Origin of the sequence: Polaromonas sp. (genome assembly GCF_029945895.1) — a bacterium.
Taxonomy (GTDB): Bacteria; Pseudomonadota; Gammaproteobacteria; order Burkholderiales; family Burkholderiaceae_C; genus Polaromonas.
In genome coordinates this window covers 1-24,026 of sequence record NZ_JAQSDL010000092.1, presented here as the reverse complement: position 1 = coordinate 24,026, position 24,026 = coordinate 1, and the positions used below count along the sequence as shown (strand labels likewise).

Genomic DNA, 24,026 nt, shown 5'->3' with positions numbered 1-24,026 from the left:
CGGTATTACGCAGAGCGGGCGGGCGCTTGGTCCGCGAAACTTATAATCAAAGGTTCAGGCAAATCAAGCATCCAGGTGCGGTCGGCCGCTCCGGGCCCGGGCCTGGCCGGCGCCGGCGTCATCAGCAACCAACAAAACATGAGCACACCCACTTTCACCGTCGCCGACATCCGCAAGACCTTCCTGGACTTTTTCGCGTCCAAGGGCCATACCGTGGTGCCTTCGAGTTCGCTGGTGCCGGGCAATGACCCGACGCTGATGTTCACCAACTCGGGCATGGTGCAATTCAAGGATGTGTTTCTCGGTACCGACAAGCGCTCCTATGTCCGTGCGGCCTCGGTGCAGGCCTGCCTGCGGGCGGGCGGCAAACACAACGACCTGGAAAACGTCGGCTACACCGCGCGCCACCACACCTTCTTCGAGATGCTGGGCAACTGGAGTTTTGGCGATTACTTCAAGCGTGAATCGCTCAAGTGGGCCTGGGAGTTGCTGACCGAGGTCTACAAGCTGCCGGCTGACCGCCTGCTGGCCACGGTGTATGAAGAGGACGACGAGGCCTACGACATCTGGACCAAGGAGATCGGCCTGCCGCCCGAGCGCGTGATCCGCATCGGCGACAACAAGGGCGGGCGCTACAAGTCCGACAACTTCTGGATGATGGCCGACACCGGCCCCTGCGGCCCCTGTTCCGAAATTTTCTACGACCACGGCGACCACATTCCGGGCGGACCACCCGGCAGTCCCGATGAAGACGGCGACCGCTTCATCGAGATCTGGAACAACGTGTTCATGCAGTTCAACATGGCTGAAGACGGCTCGGTGACGCCACTGCCGGCACCGTGCGTGGACACCGGCATGGGCCTGGAGCGCCTCGCCGCCATCCTGCAGCATGTGCACAGCAACTACGAGATCGACATCTTTGCCGAACTGATCAAGGCAGCTTCACGCGAGACGGGTGAAAAAGACCTGGGCAACAAGAGCCTGTTCGTGATTGCCGACCACATCCGCGCCACTGCCTTCCTGGTCAGTGACGGTGTGAACCCATCCAACGAAGGCCGCGGTTATGTGCAGCGGCGCATCATCCGCCGCGCGATCCGACACGGCTACAAACTGGGCAAGAAGACGCCGTTTTTCCACAAGCTGGTGGCAGATCTGGCGCGCTTGATGGGTGATGCCTATCCCAAGCTCAAGACCGACGAGAAGCGCATCACGGCCGTGCTCAAGGCGGAGGAGGAGCGCTTCTTCGAGACGCTTGAAATCGGCATGACCATTCTCGACACGGCGCTGGCCGACGGCGGCAAGGTGCTGCCAGGGGAGGTGGCCTTCAAGCTGCATGACACCTATGGGTTCCCGCTGGACCTGTCGGCAGACGTTTGCCGTGAACGCGGTGTGGCGGTTGACGAAGCCGGTTTCAAGGCTGCGATGGCCAAACAGAAAAACCAGGCGCGGGCGGCAGGCAAATTCAAGATGGACCGGGCACTCGAATACGCCGGCGAAGGCAATGTGTTCACCGGCTACGAAGCCCTGGAAGCCAGCGGAAAAATTGTTGCCCTGTACGCCGACGGCGTCTCGGTGGCAGCGCTCAAGACCGGCCAGCAAGGCGTGGTGGTGCTGGACAACACCCCGTTTTATGCCGAAAGCGGCGGCCAGGTGGGCGACCAGGGCGAACTTGTCAGCGGCTCAGCCCACTTCGAGGTGGGCGACACGCTCAAGATCAAGGCCGATGTTTACGGCCACCATGGCAGCGTGGCGCAGGGGACGCTCAACGTGGGCGACCATGTCTCGGCCCGTGTCAACCTCGCCTTGCGCGCCGCCACCGTGCGCAACCACAGCGCCACCCACCTGATGCACAAGGCCTTGCGCGAAGTGCTGGGCGACCACGTACAGCAAAAGGGCTCTCTGGTTGATGCCGAGAAAACGCGCTTCGACTTTGCCCACAACGCACCGGTGACCGACGAACAGATCCGGGAAATTGAGGCACGCGTCAACGCCGAGATCCTGGCCAACGCCGCTACCGACGCCAGCGTGATGGACATGGAGGCCGCCCAGAAAACCGGCGCCATGATGCTGTTTGGCGAGAAATACGGCGACAAGGTGCGCGTACTGAGCATTGGCTCGAGCAAGGAGTTGTGCGGCGGCACCCATGTGGCGCGCACGGGCGACATCGGCTTTTTCACCATCACGGCCGAAGGCGGCGTGGCGGCAGGCGTGCGGCGCATCGAGGCCGTCACCGGCCTGGCGGCGCTCAACTACGTGCAGGCCATGGAAGCCACCCTGGGCGGGGTGGCGGGAACGCTCAAGGTCACCCCGCATGAAGTGCCGGCCCGCGTCAGCGGCCTGCTTGAGCAGATGCGCGATCTGGAAAAAGAGCTGACGGCCATCAAGGGCAAGCTGGCTTCGGCGCAGGGCGACGAGCTGATGTCGCAGGCGGTGGATGTCAAGGGCCTGAAGGTGCTGGCCGCCAGGCTCGAAGGCGCCGACGCCAAGACGCTGCGCGACACCATGGACAAGCTCAAGGACAAGCTCAAGACCGCGGTGATCGTGCTCGCCGCCGTGGACGGCGACAAGGTTCAGATCGCGGCTGGTGTGACCGCCGACAGCGTGGGCAGGGTCAAGGCCGGTGAACTGGTCAACTTCGTCGCCCAGCAGGTCGGCGGCAAGGGCGGCGGCAAGGCCGACATGGCCATGGCTGGCGGCACTGATGCGTCGAAACTGGCGGCGGCGCTGGCGTCGGTGCAGGGCTGGGTGACTGAGCGAGCCTGATTTCTCAGCCCTACCAGCAGGCAAAAAAAGCGCTCAGCCGGCCATCAGCCCGGTCACCCGCTGCAGGCTTGCCAGCGTGCGCAGGCAGGCCTGCGCGACTTCGGTGCCTTTGACAACAAAGTGCTCACTGAAAAAGCGGCGATGTTCCTCATGCTCATGAAAGTGCTGTGGCGTGAGCACAGCTGAAAACACTGGTACGCCGGTGTCCAGCTGCACCCGCATCAAGCCACTGATCACGGCATCCGCGACGAAGTCATGGCGGTAGATGCCGCCGTCCACCACCAAGCCGCAGGCAACGATGGCGGCATACCGGCCCGAACGTGCTAATTGCTGCGCATGCAGTGGAATCTCAAAGGCGCCCGGCAACTCGAACAGGTCGATGTCCTGCGGGTCCACGCCGTCTCTGGCCATCTCTGCCAGAAAGGCATCGCGTCCCTGGTTCACGATGCTGGCGTGCCAGCTGGCCTGGATAAAACAGAATCTGGCGGGATGCTGCGGCGGCAAGGCGGCGGCCTGAGGATGTCTTTGGCTCATGGGCTACTCCTGAAAATGATCACCAAAATCAGGGCGCACGAGCCTGCGGCCCCTCCTGTAAGCCGGCGTGCGAACGCCGGCCCATGAGATGGGCCGTAAACATCGCGCTCTCTTTCATCCGGACTGTGACCGTCGGCTTCGGAGTTGAACCGAATCTGCTGACCCCGGCTTCCGTGAAGAGGCCGGGCGCTCGCGGGCTGATGCGTTTACACGCAAACACCGCCGGTGGGGAATTTCACCCCGCCCTGAGAACGCTGTTCCCGAATCGCTTCGGGCACGAATGATTCTAAATCCGCCTGCGAGGCGGTGCTACCGACTTGTGTCGCCGGCCTGACCGGCAAAGCGGGGTCAGGCGACTTCGGCGATCAGCTCGATTTCGACGCAGGCACCCATCGGAATCTGCGCCACGCCGAAAGCGCTGCGGGCGTGCGCGCCGGCCGTGCCGAACACCTCGCCCAACAGCTCGCTGGCGCCGTTGGTCACCAGGTGCTGCTCGGTGAAGTCGCCGGTCGAGTTGACCAGGCTCATCAGCTTGACGATGCGTGTGACCTTGCCGAGGTCGCCGACGGCGGCATGCAGTGTGCCCATCAGGTCGATCGCAATGGCGCGTGCGGCGGCCTTGCCTTCTTCGGTGGTCATGTTTTTGCCGAGCTGGCCGACCCAGGGCTTGCCGTCTTTTCTGGCAATGTGGCCGGAGAGGAAAACCAGCTTGCCAGTCTGCACAAAAGGCACATAGGCGGCCGCCGGCGTGGAGACCGGTGGCAGGGTGATGCCCAGGGTTTTCAGCTTGTCGTAGATGGGGCCGGTGGGGTGGCTCATGAAATGCTCCTGTGGGTGGATGAATCGGGGATTGATAGTGAAATAGGCCTTCAGCCCATACCGGACGGGCGCCAGCAGCTACAAAAAAAGTAGCGGCTGGGGCAGGCTGTTCAAAAGATTCTAGCGCCGGCATGCCTGCCCGCCGCCGGGCATGGAACGCTCAGTTCAGCTCAACTCAGTTCGGGTCCGGCAGTTTGTCGATGGGCGTCATCGTCACGGCCACGTCCAGCACATGGCGCGCGCCGCCGCGTATCACGCCGCGCATCGGCGAGACGTCGAGGAAATCGCGGCCCGTGGCCAGCGTGACATAGTCCTCGCCCGGCGCGCGGTTGTTGGTGGGGTCGAAGTCCAGCCAGATGCCCGGGCTTTGGCCTTCTGCCAGCGCCAGGCCACCGGCCTTGCTTTCCACCGGGCAGTACACCGAGGCCCAGGCATGGGAGGCATCGCTGCCGATCAGGCGCGGCTGGCCGGGTGCCGGCGAGGTCAGCAAGTAGCCGCTGACATAACGCGCCGGCACACCCATGGCACGGCAGCAGGCGACCATGATGTGGGCAAAGTCCTGGCACACGCCCTTGCCCAGGTGCAGCGCCTCCAGCGCCTGCGTGCCCACCTCGGTGCTCTCGCTGTCATAGATCATGCCCGTGTGGATGCGCTCCATCAGGTTCTGCGCCGCTTCGGGCAGGGGCCGCCCGGGCGTGAAGCTGGGCCGGGCAAATTCGGCAAACGCCTCGTCGCGCGGGATGTAGGGTGAGGCAAATACGAACTCGCAGGCGCTGTCATAGGCGGCGCCGGCGTGGTAGCGGAACTGCTCGCGCACCTGCTCCCACGGCAGACCGGCCGGCGCGTCTGCCGGCGTTGCCGCAAGCGCCAGGGTGGAGACAATGCTGTCGGCCACCACCGTCAGTTTGTCATGCGGCGTGTGCAGCGAGAAATGGCTGCGGGCGTTGCCATACACGTCGGTCCGTTCCTGCAGCCGCGCCGGTTGCGGGGTGATCGTCAGCTGGTGGCGCAGCAGTTGCTGGCCGGCGTGGCTGGCCGGCTTGAGGTGCAGCACATGGTGGGCACTTTCCACGGCGGGGCTGTACGCATAACGCGTCTCGTGAACAAGGTGAAGCAGCATCGCTCGAAAAATGGGAAGGTTGCAGGTGGAGGCGGCCTCAGGCGCCCAGGCTGTGTTCGTCCGGGGCCACGTGGCTGAAGTAACGCCGGCTCAGCGTGTCCGAAAGCTCGAAAGCGGCGCTGCAACACAGCTCAAGCTGCGCCAGCAGGCCCGCGTACGGGCCGCTGTCCTGCGCGCCGGAAGTGGGGTTGCACAGGTCACGGAGCAGCCAGCTGCCGGGGTCGGGCAGGGTGGGCGTCAGGTCGGGCGCCGGCTGCGGCGCACCCGCGGTGTTTTCGGCCAGGCGCGCCAGCCGGCCGCGCAGGGTCTGGGTGACCCAGCCGAGTGAGCGCGGGTTGTCCCGGTCCAGCACCAGCAGGTCCAGCAGCGCCGATACATCGCGTTGCTGCTGGTACTGGGCATGGAAGGTGATGGTGCTGTCGAACAGAGCCAGGATGGCACCGAAACCGCCTTCGTCGAAGACGGCACCGGTCTCGAAGCCGAGGATCAGGGAGGACGCCAGCGTGTTGAGCCGCTCGATGTGGCGGCCCGTGCTGAGCAAGCGCCAGCCGTCGTCGCGGCTCATGCGGTCGGTTTGCGCGCCGGTCATGGCGGCCAGGAAGCCGCTGGCAGACTCCAGTGCCGCCAGCGCTTCCACCGAGGAGTATTCGAGGGTCTGCGAGGCAGGGTGGTCGGGCCCGCTGAAGGCGCTGCAGCGAGAGGAAAAATCGGCCTCGGTCCGCATGATCACGTGCCACTGTTCCTGCGACAGCCGCTCGCGCACCGCCGAGGCCGCGCCCTTGAGCGCGCGCAGGTTGTAGCCCACGCTGGCGGCGCGCTCGGTGTCTGCCAGGCTGGCAATCAGTGAGCGTTCGAACACGCGGCGCGACTGCGTCGCAGGCGGCACCGAGTCCATCACCAGGCCGTTTTTCACGGCCAGCTCGGACAGCCAGGCCAGCAGCGGCTGCGAGGACTGGTCTTCGCCGTTGAGGGACTGCAGCGTCAACTGCGCCATGCGGATGGCGTTTTCGGTGCGCTCGGTGTAGCGGCCCAGCCAGAACAGGTTTTCGGCGGCGCGGCTGGTGACCGGGGGCTTGTGCCGCACCGGGGTCGCCGATCGGGGTGGGGTGCCCGGTTCGGCGGTGGCCGGCGCTGTGGCCTGCGGCGCACCCCGTCCGGACTCGCCCGGCGCCCACACATCGGCGCTGCTGCCGCCTTGCTGCATGGAGGCAATCTTGTCATTGGGGCCGGCCAGCCGCGCGAGCCCGCCGGGCAGCACCTGCCAGGAACCTGCGCCGTCGGCCACCGCGAACACCCGCAGCATGGTGGAACGCGGGGCAATTCTCTGGCCCTGCCAGGTCGGCGTCTGCGACAGCGGCAGATAGGCCTGCACCGTGTAGTCTTCGTTGCGCCGGACCAGACGACCGGCCCATTCGTCGAGTTCGCGGCGCGACAGCGTCTGCCCAATCACGGACTCAATGCCGGACTCCGGGTAGGTGCCCTTGATGACACATTCCTTCAGGCGCGGCAGCACGGCCTGCAGTGCGGCCTGCTCGCCGCACCACCAGGTCGCCAGCGAAGGCAGGGCCAACGGCTCGTCGAGCAGGTGGCTCGACAGGGCTGGCAGAAAGCCCAGCAGCGCGCTGGATTCGAGAAAGGCCGAGCCCGGGGCGTTGGCCACCAGCACGTTGCCGGCGCGTATCGCCTGCAGCAGGCCGGGCACGCCGAGCGTGGAGTCCGAACGCAGCTCCAGCGGGTCCAGAAACTCGTCGTCCAGGCGCTTGAGCAGGCCGTGCACGGGCTCCAGCCCCTGCAGGGTCTTGAGGTAGAGCTTGTCGTCGCGCACCAGCAGGTCGCTGCCTTCCACCAGGGTCAGGCCAAGGTAACGCGCGAGGTAGGCATGTTCGAAATAGGTCTCGTTGTAGGGGCCGGGCGTCAGCAACACGATGCGGCTTTCTTCGCCGCGCGCGCGCGCCGGGCTGGCGGCCTTCATGCCATCGACCAGCGCCTTGTAGGAGGCCGCCAGGCGCTGCACCTTCAGTTCGCGAAAGGCCTCGGGGAACAGCCGCGAGATCGCCAGGCGGTTTTCCAGCAGGTAACCCAGGCCCGAGGGCGCCTGCGTGCGTTGCGACACCACCCACCAGCGCCCGTCGGGGCCGCGCGCCAGGTCGAAGGCGGCGATGTGCAAAAAGGTGCCGCCGGCCGGCCGCACGCCGTGCATGGCGCGCAGATAGCCGGGGTGGCCCTGCACCAGCGCCGCAGGCAGCAGCCCTTGTGCCAGCAGCTGCTGCGGGCCGTACACGTCGGCCATGATGTGCTCCAGCAGCCGGGCACGCTGGTGCACACCGGCAGCGATCTGCGCCCAGTCCTGCGCCGACAGGATCAGCGGAAACAGGTCCAGCGACCAGGGCCGCTGCGGGCCGTTGGCGTCGGCATAAACGTTGTAGGTCACGCCGTTGTCGCGGATCTGGCGCTGCAGGTTGGCGGTGCGGTGATTCAGGTCCTCAAAACCGTCGCCGCCCAGAAAGTTGAAGAAGCGGCTCCAGTCGGGCGCCAGGCTGGCCGCCGGGCCAGCGGTCGGGCCGGGGCCGGGTGCTGGCGCGGGCGCAGCGGCGCTACCCGCCAGCTGCAGCATTTGGGAGGGCTGGCTGGTCTGGCTTTGGTACTGGCCCTGCATCTGGCCGACCGCGGGCGGGGCCTTGTCCAGGGTTCGGCCGTGCAACTCGTCAAAATGGCCGGCGGAAGCCGGCAGTGCCAGGGCCAGCGCCAGATCGACAGGCGCTTCCAGCGCGGCGGCTGCAAAAAGGGAGGGGTTGTTTTCCAAGGTGGCCCAAGTATGCCTTTATGCTTAACGCGTGAGCAGCTCCGTTGCCTGTTGTTCCGGCGCGGAGCACACGATGGCAGCGCAAGCCGCCATCGTTGTTGCAGCCATAAGACAATTTCTGAGCGATCCCGAGGTCCGCGGGGAGTCGCCGCCTGTCAAAAACCGCGCCATCCTCCCCATGCGGTGTACAGCGCCCCCAGCACCAGCACTGCGCCGACCGCCTGGCCGGCCCAGACCTGGCCCTCGGGGTGGCCGCGCAGCCAGTTCCGGGCACCCGCTGCGCCCAGGGCCAGGGCGCCATACACCCCGGCCTGTGTCAAGGCGATGATCAGCCCCAGCACCACGGCCTGCAGCCAGACCGGGCCGTACTCGGGTCGCAGGAACTGCGGAAAGACGGCCAGCATGAAGACATAGGCTTTCGGGTTCAGCAGGCAGGTCAGCAGGGCGCGGCCGAAAGTCGCCGGCAGGGAGCGGGAGCGTGTTTCTCCGACTTCGCCCAGCGCCGTAGCGCCGCGCCACAGTGACAGGCCGATCCAAGTGATGTACAGCGCGCCGGCCATCGCCATGGCGGTAAACGCCGCCGGGAACAGCTTGAGCACCACGCCGATGCCGATGGCGCCCAGCGTCACATGCACCGCGCCGCCGGCGACGATGCCGGCGACCGCAGACAGTCCGGAACGGCGTCCGTCCATCAGCGAACTGGCCATGACAAAGGCCATGTCCAGGCCCGGTAGCACGATGATGCCGAACACCATGGCGAAAAACAGCCACAGGTGGGTGGTCTGGGTCAAACCGGGCATGTCCATTTCAAGCTCGCGTGCGTGTAAAAGACATGACCCAGTTGGTCTCCCAGCTGGCGCCTTCATCGGCCGAGTACGCCTGTTCCCATTGCGGGGTGTCACCGCTTGTGTGGGACCAGGTGTAGCGAACGCGCACCGGCCGGCCGTCATGAACGTCTGTGCCTTCAAAAATGCCGGTCCCCCCCGCAAACGCGCCGCGCACGGGAGGCTGCAGGAGACCGTCGTGCGGGGCGACCCAGTAGATCACCCACTGCCGGGCCTGAAGGTCAAACAGGCGCAGTGAAACGCCCACAGGCCCCGCTTCGTTGCGCATTTCGTCCGTGTTGCCCAGGCCGTCCAGCAGGGGCTGGCAGGATTGCGTGGCTTCAAAGCTGTCCCATTCGGTACACCCCAGCAGGCGTTGGTGCAGGCGCCTGTTGTGCACCCGCCAGTGGCCGTGCAGGAAATCGAAATCATGTCGCCCGCCTTCATGATGGCGGGCTGCAGCGGTCTGGATGGCGAAGCTCATGGATATTTCCTTGTGTCTGAGACCGGTCATCGGCTCTGGAGGAATTCAATGTAAAAGCGTAATAGGGCGATATTGGCCCTGATTAGGTTTTAAACTCATCCACATGTATTCGCCCACCACACGCGTGCTCACGGTGCTGGAGCTGCTCCAGACCCACGGCCGCCTGAGTGGCGCGGAACTCGCGCGGCGGCTGGAGGTGGACGGCCGCACCTTGCGCCGCTACATCGCCAGGCTGGAAGACCTGGGTATTCCGGTGTTGGCCGAGCGTGGCCGCTACGGCTGTTACCGGCTGATGGCCGGCTTCAAGCTCCCGCCCATGATGTTTACCGACGACGAGGCGCTGGCCCTGTCGGTCGGCCTGGTGGCGGCGCGTGGGCTTGGGCTGGCCGAAGCAGCGCCAGCGGTGCAAAGCGCGCAGGCCAAGCTGGAGCGCGTGATGCCCGGCAAGCTCAAGAACCGCATTCGGGCTCTGGGCGAGACGGTGAGGCTTGATCTGGCTGGTTCAGTCGCGCCGGGCGACAACACCGCCTTGCTGGCCCTGAGCAGCGCCGCCCACGGCTGCCAGCGTGTGCACCTGGCTTACCGTTCTGCCGAGGGTGTGCTCACCGGGCGGGATCTGGACCCTTATGGCCTGGTCCACCGCGGGGGGCGCTGGTATGTCGTGGGCCTGTGCCACCTGCGCCGGGGTCTGCGTTCCTTCCGGCTGGACCGTGTGCTGGAGGTGCAGGCGCTGAACGCCGTGTTCACGCCGCCGGCAGACTTTGATGCGGTGCAACATCTCGCGCTGGGGATCGCCACCTTGCCGCGGGCTTTCAGCATCCAGGTGTTGCTGCGCACCGGCATGGAAACCGCACAGGAACAGCTGTTTGAAGGTGTCGGCCTGTTCCAGCCCTGCGCTGAGGGCGTGCTGCTGCACGCCCAGGCCGATGACCTGAACTGGTTTGCACGCCAGCTGGCGCGGCTGTCGTTTGACTTCGAGATTCGCCAGCCGGCAGAACTGCACGGCGCATTCCGGGCCTGCGTGGAACGCCTGCGCGTGCTGGCTGGGGGGCCTAACGCAGATCCAGCGTGAACGGAAACTCCCGGCTTGGTTGCGCCGGCTGGACGCGCATCTTGCCCGCCGTGTGGCCCATCTGGAAAAACCGGTTCAGACGCCGGCTCTCGGCCTCATACGAGTTCACCGGCAGCGTGTCATAGCTCAGGCCACCCGGGTGCGCCACGTGGTACTGGCAACCGCCCAGCGAACGTTCCATCCAGGTGTCCACGATGTCAAACGTCAGCGGCGCATGCACGCCGATCGACGGGTGCAGGGCCGAGGGCGGGTTCCAGGCCTTGTAACGCACGCCGGCCACGTAGTCGCCGACCGTGCCGGTGCTTTGCAGCGGCAGCGCGCAGCCATTGGCGGTGATGACGTAGCGGTTGTCGTTGAGGCCGGTGACATGCACCTCCACGCGTTCGAGCGAGGAGTCCACATAACGCACGGTGCCGCCGGACGAGCCTTCTTCACCCATCACATGCCAGGGCTCGAGCGCACTGCGCAGGGTCAGCTCGATGCTGTTGGCCTTGACCTGACCGATCATCGGGAAGCGGAACTCGAAATGCGGTTCGAACCAGGCCATGTCAAAGGCGTAGCCGGCCTCGTTGAGCTCGGTCAGCACGTCGGCAAAGTCCTGACGCACAAACGCAGGCAGCAAAAAGCGGTCGTGCAGTTCGGTACCCCAGCGCGTCATGCGGCCGTGGTAAGGCTGGTTCCAGAAACGCGCGACCAGCGCGCGCAGCAGCAGCTGCTGCACGATGCTCATGCGGGCATGCGGCGGCATCTCGAAAGCGCGCAGTTCCAGCAGCCCGAGCCGGCCGGTGGCCGAGTCGGGGGAATACATCTTGTCGATGCAGAACTCGCTGCGATGCGTGTTACCGGTGACGTCGACGAGGATGTTGCGCAGCGTGCGGTCCACGATCCAGGGCGGCATGTCCTGGCCGTATTTTTCGCGGTTGGCGGTAATTTCGCGTAGCGCGATTTCCAGTTCGTAGAGCTGGTCGTTGCGCGCCTCGTCCACCCGCGGCGCCTGGCTGGTCGGGCCAATGAACATGCCCGAAAACAGATAACTAAGCGACGGGTGGTTGTGCCAGTAGGCGATCAGGCTGCCCAGCATCTCGGGCTTGCGCAGAAAGGGGCTGTCCGGTGGCGTGGCGCCGCCCAGCACAAAGTGGTTGCCGCCGCCGGTGCCGGTGTGGCGGCCATCGGTCATGAACTTTTCGGCCGACAGGCGCGTCTCGTGGGCAATTTTGTAGAGGAACTCGGTGTGTTCGACCAGTTCGTTCCAGTTGTAGGCCGGGTGGATGTTGACCTCGATCACGCCGGGGTCAGGCGTGACCTGCAGCATCTTCAGGCGCGGGTCGCGCGGCGGCGGGTAACCTTCCAGAACGATCTGCAGTCCAAGGGTTTGCGCGCTGGCCTCGACAGCGGCCAGCAGATCGAGGTAGTCCTCGAGGCGTTCCAGCGGCGGCATGAAGATGTAGAGCGCGCCAGTCTCCGCCTTTGCGCCTTTTTCCTTCGGCGCGGCCTTGGCTTTGGGTTTTTCCTGGGGGCCGTTCGCGCGTGTCGGGTCGCGCACTTCCACACACAGCGCGGTGCGTGTCAACCAGGCGGCGGACTCGCCAGGTTTGGGCATGCGGGCGTTTTCATCTGCCACTGCCGGCGCCGCCCTGGCCGCGGCGGCGGGCGCTTTTGCGCTTTGGTCGAAGCGCGTGTCGGTGCCGGGCGTGGCCGGCCTGAACTGCAGCAGGCGGCTGGCTTCGTTGCGCGGGCCGCTGGCCGTCATGTAACGCGCCATGTACTGGGCCAGCATGCTGGCGCTGTTGTGGCCGGTCGCGCGTGCAGCCGCGGCAGGTGCGGGAACCGGCGCGGCCTGCCCGGTGGCGGCGTTGTAACGCGCCGCCAGGGCAGCCGTAGAGGGAAGCTCGTCCCGCGGCGCAAACGGGTCGGCCTCGGTCATGTAGGGGAAATCGGTTTCCGACACCCAGGGCACCGAGTCCAGCGGCAGGCGGTAACCCATGGGCGAGTCGCCCGGCATCAGGTACATGCGTTCATCGCGGAAGAACCACGGCCCGGTGGACCATAACGGGCCTTGCCCTTGTGCTTCGATGTCGCCCCCACGCTCCCCCACTGCGTGGGGGTCGCTGCCCCCCGCGGGGGCCCTCGCGCCTTGGGACGGCCCGGCGGCGCTCCCTTCCCGGACCTTGAGGGGCAGCACATACCCGACCACTGCGTCCAGCCCTTGGGAGAACACGCGGCGCAGGCGCGCGCGCTCCATCGCATCATCGAGCTTGGTGTCGAAAGGGTCTACGTTGACCGGCAAGCGGCGCTCGCGCCACAGGTAGTACCAGGTGTCTTCGTAGCCCGGCGTGATGTGTTGGGCGGACAGGCCCAGCTTGCCGGCCAGCGTCTCGGTGAAACGGCGCGCATCGTCACTGGTGTAGTTGCAGGGCTGGCGCTCGTCGGTGAACAGCGCGGGGTTCTGCCAGACCGGCTGGCCGTCCTTGCGCCAGAAAATGCTCAGCGCCCAGCGCGGCAACTGCTCGCCCGGGTACCACTTGCCCTGGCCGAAGTGCAGAAAGCCGCCTTCGCTGTATTCGGCGCGCAGCTTCTGCACGAGTTCGGTCGCGTAGCCGCGTTTGGTCGGGCCCAGCGCGTCGATGTTCCATTCGGCGGCGTCGCGGTCCTGCGTGGCCACAAAAGTCGGCTCGCCGCCCATGGTCAGGCGCACGTCGCCGGCGACCAGGTCCTGGTCCACCTGGTGTCCGAGTTTGAGCACATCGGCCCACAGCGCGTCGGTGTAGGGCTGGGTCACGCGTGGTGATTCGAAGATGCGCTGAACACCCATGTGGTGGGAAAATTCGACTTCACTTTCGTCCACACCGCCTTCAATCGGCGCCGCGCTCGAGGGCTCGGGCGTGCAGGCCAGGGGGATGTGGCCTTCGCCGGCCATCAGGCCCGAGGTCGGGTCCAGGCCGACCCAGCCGGCGCCTGGCAGGAACACCTCGCACCAGGCGTGCAGATCGGTGAAATCGCTTTCAGCACCGCTCGGGCCGTCCAGTGACTTCACGTCGGCCTTCAGCTGGATCAGGTAGCCCGATACAAAACGCGCGGCCAGGCCGAGGTGGCGGAACAGCTGAACCATGAGCCAGCCGGTGTCGCGGCAGGAACCGACGGCGAGTTTCAGGGTTTCTTCCGGCGTCTGCACGCCGGGCTCCATGCGGATCGCGTACTTGATGTCGCCCTGCAGCTTCTGGTTCAGCCCGACCAGGAAGTCGATGGTGCGTTTGGGCGTGCGGTCGATTCCGGCGAGATAACTTTTGAGCAGTGGCGTTGCCGGCTCGGTGGCCAGGTAGGGCGCCAGTTCATGCGCCTGTTCCTTGCTGTATTTGAACGGGAACTCCTCGGCTTCGGGTTCGAGGAAGAAGTCAAACGGGTTGAACACCGCCATTTCGACCACCAGGTCCACCGTGACCTTGAACTCGCGTGTCGGCTCGGGGAACACCAGCCGTGCCTGGTAGTTGGCAAACGGGTCCTGTTGCCAGTTGATGAAGTGGCCCTTGGGCTCGACGGTCAGGGAATACGACAGCACCTTGGTGCGGCTGTGTGGCGCTGGCCGCAGCCGGACCACCTGTGGGCCGAGGCGAACCAGCCGGTCGTATTGGTAGTGGGTGATGTGACTGAGGGCTACATGAATGGACAAGGCAATCTCGCTTTTCGAATATTTCAGGCGCTATGCTGGCACTATGCCGCAGAAACAGCACGCCGGCCGCGACCGGCGCCTGAATAACGGTTTTAATGCCACCCCTGCAAGCAAGAGCTGCGCCAAAGGCCGAGATGCCTGTCAGCGCAAGGCCTGTGTTCTCCGTTAAGCAGGGAATCTTACAAACGCAGGGCAGCAAAAGGGGGAGGGCGCTTGGTCAGAGTGATGTCAGCCGCGACGCCTCCCGGGGCCAGGCTGCTGGGCCCGCTGCTGGCCGGCTGGGTGGCCGGCGCGGCCCTGCAGTTGCAGCAGCGCGGGCTGTGGGATGCCGGGCTGTATGCCGGCATCGCCGGCGCTGTGGTCGTGCTGGCCGGACTGGCGGCGGCGGTAGCCTTCCCGGCGAAGGCGGTCTGGTCCGCGCGCAGCCTGATGGCACTGCTGCTGGCGCTGGCGGCCGGGTTTGCACTGACCGGCCTGCGCGCGGCGGCCTTCCAGGCCGGCGCGCTGGCCCCTGCGCTGGAAGGCAAGGACATCGAGGTGACGGGACGGGTGCTGGCTATGCCCCAGCGCAGCGACGACGGCCTGCGTTTCCGGTTCGCGGTGGAAAGCGCCCGGTTGGACGGGCAGCCGGTGGTGTTACCGGCGCAGGTCTACCTTGGCTGGTATGCGGGTTTTGGCAGCAGGGAACCCGCCGACATCGAAAGCCTGGATGCCCCGGCGGCGCTGCTTGCGCTGCAACGCCAGCCTCAGAACCTGCGCGCCGGTGAATCCTGGCGCATGACGGTGCGATTGAAGGCCCCGCACGGCAACAGCAACCCTTACGGCTTTGACTACGAACTCTGGCTTTGGGAGCAGGGCCTGCAGGCCACCGGGTATGTGCGCGCCGGACCGCGCGATGCGCCGCCCCAACGGCTCGCCGACAGTTGGCGCTACCCGGTCGAGCGCGCACGCCAGTCGCTGCGCGATGCGGTGTACACGCGGGTGACCGACCGCCAGCTGGCCGGCGTGGTGGCCGCCCTGCTGGTGGGCGACCAGAATGCCATCGAACGCGCCGACTGGGATGTGTTCCGGGCCACCGGCGTGGCCCATCTGATGAGCATTTCCGGATTGCACATCACCATGTTTGCCTGGCTGGCCGCGCAGGTCATGGGCTGGCTGTGGCGGCGCTCGGCGCGCTGGAGCCCGGCCCTGTGTCTGGCGGTCCCGGCGGCGAGTGCCGCGGCCTGGGGCGGGCTGCTGCTGGCGGCGGCGTATGCGCTGTTTTCCGGCTGGGGCGTGCCGGCGCAGCGCACGGTCTGGATGCTGGCGGCCGTGGTGCTGCTGCGCCAGAGCGGCAAACGCTGGCCCTGGCCGCAGGTGTGGCTGCTGGCCATGGCCGTCGTGGTGGCGCTGGACCCCTGGGCCTTGCTGCAGGCCGGTTTCTGGTTGTCGTTTGTGGCGGTGGGCGTGTTGTTTGCAGCGGGCTCGCAACAGCCTCAGCATGCTATGGATTCAGGAGCTGTTGGCGCCCGTGGGGAAAGGGCTGGCGGTCAAAACGATCAGAGAAAAGAGCGACGCCATGAAGAAGCGCAGGGAGAGCCATTTTCCGATGGGCCGCCCCCGGAAAAATTGGCCCCATCGAGGGGCAGCGCAGCACGCGCAGTGGCAGGCGTGGGGGCCCTATTTCGCGAGCAATGGGTGGTGACCCTGGCGCTCACGCCTCTGTCGTTGTTGCTGTTCAACCAGGTCTCCCTGGTCGGCCTGCTGGCCAACGGGCTGGGGATTCCGTGGGTGACCCTGCTGGTCACGCCTTTGACCATGCTGGGCGTGCTCTGGGCGCCGTTCTGGGATCTCGCGGCCGCCGCGGTGGCGGCCCTGATGGTGTTTCTGCAATGGCTGGCACGCTGGCCGCTGGCCAGCATCAGCGTGGCGGCCGCGCCGCTGTGGTGTGCGGTGGCCGGTGTGGCGGGCGGTTTGTTGCTGGCCATGCGCCTGCCCTGGCACTGGCGCGTGTTGGGTCTGCCGTTGCTGTTGCCGGTGCTGCTGTGGCAGCCGCTGCGGCCACCGGTCGGGGAGTTCGAGCTGATCGCCGCCGATGTGGGGCAGGGCAATGCGCTGCTCGTCCGCACCGCCGGCCACACGCTGGTTTATGACAGCGGGCCGCGCTTTTCGCGCGAGAGCGACGCCGGGCACCGGGTGCTGGTGCCCTTGCTGCGCGCCCTGGATGAGCGCGTGGACATGCTGATGCTGAGCCACCGCGACAGCGACCACATTGGCGGTGCGCCGGCGGTGCTGGCGATGCATCCGCAGGCGGCCCTGCTCAGTTCCATCGAGGACAGCCACGAGCTGCAGGCGCTGCGTCCTGCCACCCGCTGCGTGGCGGGCCAGCGCTGGCAGTGGGACGGGGTCGATTTCGAGGTCCTGCATCCGGCCGCCGGTGACTATGCTGCGCCGGCCCGGTCCAACGCCATGAGCTGCGTGCTGCGCCTGTCCAACGGCCGGCGCAGCGCCTTGCTGGCCGGTGACATCGAGCTGGCGCAGGAGCAGCGCCTGGTGGCCGCGGGCACGGTGCTGCGGGCCGACGTGTTGCTGGTGCCGCACCACGGAAGCAAGACCTCGTCCAGCGCGGCCTTTCTCGATGCGGTGCAGCCCACGCTGGCGCTTGCGCAGGCCGGTTACCGCAACCGTTTCGGCCACCCGGCGCCGCCGGTGCTGGCACGTTATCGCGAGCGCGGGATTGTGGTGGTCAGCTCGCCGGTCTGCGGCGCCGCCAGCTGGGACAGCCAGCACCCGGCGGGGGTCCGCTGTCAGCGGCAGGCGGCGCTGCGTTATTGGCAGCACCGGATGGACGCGCCGCCGTGAATGGAAATCTGCACAAATAGTGATTGGCCTACGAACGGCTGGCGCATTACTTGCTAAGCTAGCTATATAACGATCCATTCGTAAATTTGCTGGAGACCAAGCCGATGAGCCGCCCCATGTTTGACGAGATGAATGCAACGGCGTCCAGCGTCCGCGAGCACTACCAGGCTTACCAGCGCTGGCTGGCCAGGCAGCCTGATCCGGTCATGCAGGCCAGGCGTGCCGAGGCCGAGATGATTTTTCGCCGCGTGGGCATCACCTTTGCCGTCTATGGCGACAAGGACGACGGCAACCCCGACAACGGCGGCACCGAACGGCTCATTCCCTTTGACCTGATCCCGCGCATCATCCCCGCGCACGAGTGGGCCAGCATGGAAAAAGGGCTGATCCAGCGTGTCACGGCGCTCAATCGCTTCATCCACGATGTCTACCACGACCAGGAAATCATCAAGGCCGGCGTGATTCCGTCCGAGCAGATTTTCCAGAACGCGCAGTTCCGCCCAGAGATGATGGGCGTCGAGGTGCCCGGCAACATCTACTCGCATATCAGCGGCATCGACATCGTGCGCGCCCCGAACGCCCAGGGCGAGGGCGAGTACTACGTGCTGGAAGACAACCTGCGCGTGCCCAGCGGCGTGAGTTACATGCTGGAAGACCGCAAGATGATGATGCGGCTGTTCCCCGACCTGTTCAGCGAGAACCGCGTGGCGCCTGTCGCGCATTACCCCGACCTGCTGCTCGAGACCCTGCGCGACAACTCGCCGGCGCATCGCGCCGAGCCGACGGTGGTGGTGCTGACGCCCGGCATGTACAACTCGGCCTATTTCGAACACGCCTTCCTCGCGCAGCAGATGGGCGTGGAACTGGTCGAGGGGCAGGATCTTTTTGTGAAGGACAACTTCGTCTACATGCGCACCACCCGCGGCCCGAAACGCGTGGACGTGATCTACCGCCGTGTCGATGACGACTTCCTCGACCCGCTGGCCTTCCGGCCGACCTCCACGCTCGGCTGCGCCGGCCTGCTCAATGTCTACCGCAGCGGCAACGTCGCGCTGTGCAACGCCATCGGCACGGGCGTTGCTGACGACAAGTCGATTTACCCCTATGTGCCCAAGATGATCGAGTTCTACCTCGGCGAAAAACCCATCCTGAAAAACGTGCCGACCTACATGTGCCGCAACGAGGACGACCTCCAGTACACGCTGGCCAACATGAAAGACCTGGTCATCAAGGAAGTGCACGGCGCCGGCGGCTACGGCATGCTGGTTGGCCCGGCAGCCACACAGGCCGAGATCGAGGATTTCCGCAAGGCCGTGCTGGCCAACCCGGCCGGTTACATCGCCCAGCCGACGCTGAGCCTGTCGACTTGCCCGACCTATGTCGAAAGCGGCATCGCGCCGCGCCACATCGATTTACGGCCGTTTGTGCTCAGCGGCAAAACCGTGCAGATGGTGCCGGGTGGCCTGACGCGTGTGGCGCTGAAAGACGGCTCCCTGGTGGTCAACTCCTCGCAGGGCGGCGGCACCAAGGACACCTGGGTGCTGGAAGATGATGCGCACGCCCCGGGGCAGTCGCAAACGCAGTCGCAGTCGGGGCAATCACAAAGCCAGTCGCAGGGAGGTAGCAAATAATGTTGTCACGTACCGCTGATCACCTCTTCTGGATGTCCCGCTACACAGAGCGCGCCGGCGACATGCCGCAGGCATTCGCGGGGATGACTGACAAGTGCGCGCAGCGCTTGTCATGGCATCACCAAAATACGCAAGGCGCGCCAGCGCTTTCGGTGTTTGAGGCGAGGAGTTAAACCATGCTGTCACGAACTGCTGATCACTTGTTCTGGATGTCCCGCTACACAGAGCGCGCCGAAAACACCGCGCGCATGCTGGATGTGAACTACCAGACCTCCTTGCTTCCGCAATCCACCGCCGTGGCGCAGGTAGGCTGGAAGGGCCTGCTGAGCATCAGCGAACTCTCGGGTGCCTATGAAAGCAAATACGGCGACGTCAATGCGCGCGACGTGATGGACTTCATGGTGCGTGACGAGAAAAATTCGTCCAGCATCATTTCCTGCCTGAAGAATGCACGGGAAAATGCGCGCGCCGTGCGCGGAACGCTGACCACCGAGGTCTGGGAAACGCAGAACCAGACCTACCTCGAAATCTTCCGCATGCTGCGCAATGGCGATTTCGAACGCGACCCGAGCCAGTTTTTCGAATGGGTCAAGTTCCGCTCGCACCTGTCGCGCGGCGTGACCGTCGGCACCATGCTGCAGGACGAGGCGCTGTACTTCATGCGGCTGGGAACCTTCCTCGAGCGCGCCGACAACACCGCACGCCTGGTCGATGTCAAGTTTCACGCGGTGCAAAGCGACTTTTACGGCGCTGCCAGCGTGAAAGACCAGGAGTACGACTTCTACCACTGGAGCGCGATCCTGCGCAGCGTCAGCGCCTTCGAGATCTACCGCCGGGTCTACCGCAATGTGATCAAGCCCGAACGTGTGGCCGAATTGCTGATCCTGCGTGCCGACATGCCGCGTTCGCTGGCTGCCAGCCTGCAGGAGGTGGTGAGCAATCTGGCGAAGGTCACGGATGACCAGACCTGCGAGACCGTGCGCCGTGCGGGCAAGCTCAGTGCCGACCTGCAGTACGCGCGTATCGACGAGATCCTGGCCACCGGCCTGCACGCCTACCTGACGCAGTTCCTTGACCGCGTGAACGAACTCGGCGCCCACATCAGCCGCGACTTCCTGGTTCCGGCAACGGCGTGAACCGCGATCCTATGCACCCTCCGAAAGTGGGGGGTAAATCCCCTTCAAGCAGGGGCCGCGGAACCGGCTTTGCCGGGCCGCAGGCGCAGCGGCCCCCCCGGGGGGCAGCGACTCACACGAAGTGGGGGAGCGTGGGGGCCTTATGAAATTACACGTCCGTCACACCACGCGTTACCGCTACACCGAGCCGCTGCGTTATGCGTTGCAGACGCTGTGGCTGACGCCGAAGTCCGGCCCCTCGCAAACTGTGCTTTTCTGGACGCTGGGTGCCCCCGGCGCGTTGCATGAGCAGCACGACGGCTGCGGTAACAGCATCCACTCCTACACCTTTGTCGCCGAAGCGTCCGCCCATGTGACCGGCAGCCTGGTCAACGCCGCGGGGCAGGTGGACACGTTGGGTGTGGCCGAATTCACCGACGACGCGGCCATGCCTCATCCGGCTTTTTTTCTCAGGCCGACGGCGCTGGCCGCGCCGCATGCCTCATTAGCTGAGTTTGGCCGCCGCTTCGTGCAGCCGTCCACACCCGCGGGTGTCACGGCCCTGAGCATGCTTTTGGCCCTGAGCCAAGGTGTGGCGGGCGCCGTCAGCTACCAAAAAAATAGCACCAGCGTGACCACCACGGCGCTGCAGGCCTTTGAGGCCGGCGCCGGTGTCTGCCAGGACCAGGCCCATGTGATGGTGGCCATCTGCCGCAGCCTGGGCATTCCGGCGCGTTATGTCAGCGGTTATTTCTACGCCGCCAACGAACCCGACTTGGCCAGCCACGCCTGGGCCGACATCTGCCTTGACGTGGCGGCACGGCGCTGGGTCAGCATCGACGTCACCCACAGCTGCCTGATCGACCAGCGCCACGTGCGCCTGGCCGTGGGCACCGACTACAACGCCTGTCCGCCGATCAAGGGGATACGCCATGGCGGCGGGGAGGAAGAGATGCTGGTGGACATCACGATAGAGCCGGTGTGAATCGGGCCGAATCCCCTGCTGGCGCTTACTTCACCCGCGCCGCCACTTCCCGTCCCAGCTCAATCACCGCCATCGCGTAATAACTGCTCCAGTTGTAGCGCGTGATCACATAGAAGTTTTCCGTGCCCGCGACGTAACTTGGCGCGCTGCCGCCGTTGTCGGGGTCGCCATTGAGCAGCTCGATCAGCGCCAGCGGCCCGGGGTGCTTCAGGGCTTCGCCTTCGAGCACCGCGCCTTTGGCGGTGAAGCGGGCCACACTGAAAGTTGGCAGGATGTCGGGCGCCATCAGCGCGTCCATCTCCAGCGTGGCGCTGTCAAAACGCACCGGGTAATGGGTGGGCATGCCGGGCTGCCAGTTGAAGGCCTTGAAATAACTGGCGACGGAACCGATCACGTCGGCCGGGCTGTTCCAAAGGTCGACCTTGCCGTCGCCGTCGAAGTCCACCGCGTACTTGACCCAGCTCGAAGGCATGAACTGCGGCATGCCCATGGCGCCGGCGAAGCTGCCGCGCGGCGCCAGCGGGTCGCTGCCCAGGCGGTTCTGGTGGCTCAGGAACTGTTCGAGTTCGCCTTTGAAAAACGCGCTGCGCTCGCTGGCCCGCGCATGGGTGGACGGAAAGTCGAAAGCCAGCGTGGTCAGTGCGTCCAGCACGCGGAACTTGCCGGTGTCGCGGCCGTAAATGGTTTCCACGCCGATGATGCCAACGATGATTTCGGCGGGCACGCCGTATTCCGCTTCAGCACGTGCCAGGCTGGCCTGGTTGTCCTGCCAGAAAGCTGCGCCCGCTGCGATGCGGACCGGGTCAATGAAACGGCTGCGGTAGACGCGCCAGTTCTTGGTAAAGGTCTTGGCGGGCGGTTGCATCAGCCGTACGACGGTGGGGCTGAAACGCGCCTGGCTGATGGCGTTGCGCACCCACGGCACGTCGAGGTCGCGCCGACGGGCCATGTCTTCGGCAAAAAACATGGCGTCGGCGCGGCTGGCATAGGTGCTGCCCGACTCTGCCGCCTGCTGCACCTTGATTCTCCGGGGTTTGAGATCTTTTGCGGTGCTGGCGCTTGCTGTGCCTGCGCCGACAGCTATCAAAAGCAGAGCGGCCAGGAGGCGGGGCGAGGCGGGGGTAGAAAACGGGCGGGCAATCATGCGGGAGGGGCGGGTCCAGAAAAAAAGATGGAAAACAAGGCAGGCTGACAGTATGGCGCCAAGCGCATATCCCACGGCGCAGAGCGGGAAAGTCAGGGCGGCCAGCGCAGGGCGGCGTATTGTTTGCCAAGCCGGGCCACGCTCGTGGTCGTGCCGCTGCCGGGCCTTCCGGCATAACGCTGCGCTTCAAGTTGCAGCAGCCAGTCGTGCAGCGCCTGGCCGTCTGTGCCGTAACGTTGCGTGACCTGCAGGGCCAGTTGGCGCGGGGAGGTCGCGGCATGGCTGTCCAGCCCGGCCTTGGCCAGCTGTTTGCGGGCGCGGCCCAGCAGGCGCAGCCAGGGGTCGTGCTGGCTGCGGTCCCACAGGGTCCAGGCCATACCGGCCAGGCTGACCCCGACAACGATAGCGATCAGCACATAAGCCAGGTCTTCCCAGCTCGGTGACTCAAAACCGATGTCCTTGAGCAGTTGCAATTGCTTGCCCTGCGTGTAGGTAAGGATCCACTGGTTCCAGCGATTGTTCACGGCCTCCCAGGTGGCGCGCAGCTGCGCCGACAGGGTCGGACTGAAGTTGCCCAGCGCCTGGCCAACCAGTCCCTGCGGAGCCGCCAGCCGCTGGAAGGCGCCGGTGCGCCCGGGCGCCACGGCCGAGGTCGGGTCCACGCGGATCCACCCCTGGCCGGCCTGCCAGACCTCGGTCCAGGCGTGGGCATCGCTCTGGCGCAGCACCCAGAAACCGTCCACGGCATTGAGTTCGCCGCCCTGGTAACCGGTGACGATGCGGGCCGGCACGTCCATGGCGCGCATCAGCACCACAAAAGCCGAGGCAATGTGTTCGCAAAAACCCTGCTTGCGGTCGAACCAGAATTCGTCGGCCGTGTTGGCGCCGTACACGCCGGGCTCCAGCGTGTAGGTGTAGCCGCCGGTGCGCAGTCTCTCCAGCGCGGCCTGCACCAGCGCCCGGGTATCGGCCTGGGCGTAACGCGGGTCGCGCCGGATCTCGGCGGCCAGCGCCAGCGTGCGCGGGTTGAAGCCGGGCGGCAGTTCGACAAACTCCTGCAGGCCCACTTCCTGCCGATCGGGCCCGTGCCTGAACACCGGGTGGCTTTTCACCTGGTAACGGACCAGGTCGGTGATGGGACGGTCGGTCAGCCATTGCAGGTCGCTGCTCATGCGGGTCCGGTAGCCGGCGGGCAGGCTGGGGCTCTCGGCGGCTGCGTCCATCACAAACAGCCAGGGCCGGCTGGTGGGCTCGAGCGTGACCTGGTAGGCGATGGGCTCGCCCTGAACAGTCAGGTTGTCGGCCAGCTTGTAGCGGGACGGAAACCCGGACCCGGACGAGGGCCGCCACTCCCGCCCGTCAAAAGCAGAGAGCACCGGTCCGCGAAAGTACAGCTCGCGCTGCGGCGGCGGGCGGCCTTCAAACGCAATCCGCATGGCAATGCTGCTGTCGAGCGCCAGGCTGGCAATGGTGCCGACCTGCATGGTGGCGCTCAGGCCGCTGCGGCCCGTCATGGCGTCCGATGGCACGCCCCACAGCGGCGCCAGGCGTGGGAACAGCACAAACAGCAGCACCATCACGGGCGCACCGAGCAGCGCCATCCAGCCGGCGGTTCTGGCGGCCTGCAGCAGCGGCGGTTTACCGACCGGCATGTGGGCATTGACCAGGGCCGTTAGCAGGCCCAGCAGGCCCAGCAGCATGCTGAAAGCCGTCAGCAGCGACTGGGAGTAGAAGAAGTTGGTGAGCATTGTGAAGAAGCTCAGGAAAAACACCACAAAGGCGTCGCGCCGGGCGCGCAGCTCCAGCGTCTTGAGTGCCAGCAAGATCACGATCAGCGTGACACCGGCATCCCTGCCCAGCAAGGTCTTGTGGGTCAGCAGTGTCGCGCCCACAGCAACCGCCAGCAGCGCCAGCAGCCACCATTTGCTCGGCAGCGGCTTGTTGCCCAAGGCCAGCCGGCCGCGCCACAGCAACATGCCGGCGGCCAGCGCGCTGCACCACCAGGGCAGTGCGTTGACTTGCGGCAAAAGCACCCAGGCGATGACCACCAGCAGGAAGAGGGTGTCGCGGCTGTCGCGGGGCAGGGATTGGAGGCGGGCTAACATTTCCCGCCTGTTGATTGTGGGGTTGAGGCTGCGGAGTGGACCGAAGGCCAGTGGTCTGCCAGCAAGCCGGGGGTTGCCCGGCGGCAACTCACTTTTCTTTTGCGTCGCCAAAAGAAAAG

General features: G+C 65.8%; 16 protein-coding genes and 1 riboswitch. Of the genes, 7 read left to right on the top strand and 9 right to left on the bottom strand.

All coding sequences use genetic code 11. The features are described 5' to 3' along the window. Positions 1–138 precede the first annotated feature (138 nt). Complete coding sequence (gene alaS / locus PSV33_RS13455; protein WP_300562610.1) at positions 139–2,763, top strand: alanine--tRNA ligase; 2,625 nt, start codon at positions 139–141, stop codon at positions 2,761–2,763. A gap of 33 nt (positions 2,764–2,796) precedes the next feature. Here the strand turns inward: alaS and PSV33_RS13450 are convergent, their stop codons facing one another. The 6 genes from PSV33_RS13450 to PSV33_RS13425 all read right to left on the bottom strand — a co-directional run bounded on the left by PSV33_RS13450 (position 2,797) and on the right by PSV33_RS13425 (position 9,347). Then, positions 2,797–3,297 (bottom strand): 6,7-dimethyl-8-ribityllumazine synthase, encoded by a 501-nt coding sequence (locus PSV33_RS13450; RefSeq protein WP_300562608.1) that lies wholly within the window; start codon positions 3,295–3,297, stop codon positions 2,797–2,799. 102 nt (positions 3,298–3,399) lie between these two features. Further along, positions 3,400–3,554, bottom strand: a riboswitch (FMN riboswitch). 91 nt (positions 3,555–3,645) lie between these two features. Continuing rightward, positions 3,646–4,116, bottom strand: a complete 471-nt coding sequence (locus PSV33_RS13445) for a RidA family protein (protein WP_300562606.1) — start codon at positions 4,114–4,116, stop codon at positions 3,646–3,648. A 175-nt stretch (positions 4,117–4,291) separates the two neighbouring features. Next, positions 4,292–5,236 (bottom strand): transglutaminase family protein, encoded by a 945-nt coding sequence (locus PSV33_RS13440; RefSeq protein WP_300562605.1) that lies wholly within the window; start codon positions 5,234–5,236, stop codon positions 4,292–4,294. Positions 5,237–5,273: 37 nt separating this feature from the next. Next, the gene (locus PSV33_RS13435; RefSeq protein WP_300562603.1) at positions 5,274–8,039 is read right to left on the bottom strand and encodes a circularly permuted type 2 ATP-grasp protein; all 2,766 of its coding nucleotides are present in this window, start codon (positions 8,037–8,039) and stop codon (positions 5,274–5,276) included. 155 nt (positions 8,040–8,194) lie between these two features. Then, on the bottom strand, positions 8,195–8,839 hold the full coding sequence (locus PSV33_RS13430) for a LysE family translocator (RefSeq protein WP_300562601.1): 645 nt from the start codon (positions 8,837–8,839) through the stop codon (positions 8,195–8,197). A 7-nt stretch (positions 8,840–8,846) separates the two neighbouring features. Beyond that, the gene (locus PSV33_RS13425; protein ID WP_300562599.1) at positions 8,847–9,347 is read right to left on the bottom strand and encodes a hypothetical protein; all 501 of its coding nucleotides are present in this window, start codon (positions 9,345–9,347) and stop codon (positions 8,847–8,849) included. 103 nt (positions 9,348–9,450) lie between these two features. Here PSV33_RS13425 and PSV33_RS13420 point away from each other — a divergent pair, with 103 nt between their 5' ends. Next, the gene (locus tag PSV33_RS13420) at positions 9,451–10,419 is read left to right on the top strand and encodes a YafY family protein (protein ID WP_300562598.1); all 969 of its coding nucleotides are present in this window, start codon (positions 9,451–9,453) and stop codon (positions 10,417–10,419) included. Here the strand turns inward: PSV33_RS13420 and PSV33_RS13415 are convergent. Continuing rightward, positions 10,400–14,086, bottom strand: coding sequence for a DUF2126 domain-containing protein (locus PSV33_RS13415; RefSeq protein WP_300562596.1), 3,687 nt, complete (start codon positions 14,084–14,086; stop codon positions 10,400–10,402). The two genes, PSV33_RS13420 and PSV33_RS13415, sit on opposite strands and share 20 nt — an antisense overlap. Before the next feature lie 225 nt (positions 14,087–14,311). On the opposite strand from PSV33_RS13415, the gene PSV33_RS13410 reads away from it, so the two are divergent. The 5 genes from PSV33_RS13410 to PSV33_RS13395 all read left to right on the top strand — a co-directional run bounded on the left by PSV33_RS13410 (position 14,312) and on the right by PSV33_RS13395 (position 20,658). Further along, positions 14,312–16,927: a DNA internalization-related competence protein ComEC/Rec2 gene (locus tag PSV33_RS13410; protein WP_300562594.1), complete on the top strand. Its 2,616-nt coding sequence runs from the start codon at positions 14,312–14,314 to the stop codon at positions 16,925–16,927. A 104-nt stretch (positions 16,928–17,031) separates the two neighbouring features. Beyond that, positions 17,032–18,558 (top strand): circularly permuted type 2 ATP-grasp protein, encoded by a 1,527-nt coding sequence (locus tag PSV33_RS13405; RefSeq protein WP_300562592.1) that lies wholly within the window; start codon positions 17,032–17,034, stop codon positions 18,556–18,558. After that, positions 18,558–18,731: an alpha-E domain-containing protein gene (locus PSV33_RS19875; protein ID WP_366945601.1), complete on the top strand. Its 174-nt coding sequence runs from the start codon at positions 18,558–18,560 to the stop codon at positions 18,729–18,731. The genes PSV33_RS13405 and PSV33_RS19875 overlap by 1 nt, the downstream gene beginning before the upstream one ends. A 3-nt stretch (positions 18,732–18,734) precedes the next feature. Further along, positions 18,735–19,694, top strand: coding sequence for an alpha-E domain-containing protein (locus tag PSV33_RS13400; RefSeq protein ID WP_300562590.1), 960 nt, complete (start codon positions 18,735–18,737; stop codon positions 19,692–19,694). 142 nt (positions 19,695–19,836) lie between these two features. Beyond that, complete coding sequence (locus tag PSV33_RS13395) at positions 19,837–20,658, top strand: transglutaminase family protein (RefSeq protein ID WP_300562588.1); 822 nt, start codon at positions 19,837–19,839, stop codon at positions 20,656–20,658. Positions 20,659–20,683: 25 nt separating this feature from the next. On the opposite strand, the gene mltB is transcribed toward PSV33_RS13395, so the two are convergent. Together mltB and PSV33_RS13385 are read right to left on the bottom strand one after the other, a co-directional pair. After that, positions 20,684–21,625 carry a lytic murein transglycosylase B gene (gene mltB / locus PSV33_RS13390; protein WP_300562806.1) on the bottom strand — a complete coding sequence of 314 codons (942 nt, stop codon included), beginning with the start codon at positions 21,623–21,625 and terminating at the stop codon, positions 20,684–20,686. 269 nt (positions 21,626–21,894) lie between these two features. Beyond that, entirely contained in the window at positions 21,895–23,907 is a 2,013-nt protein-coding gene (locus PSV33_RS13385) for a DUF3488 and transglutaminase-like domain-containing protein (RefSeq protein ID WP_300562587.1), read from the bottom strand. Between the last annotated feature and the right edge of the window lie 119 nt (positions 23,908–24,026).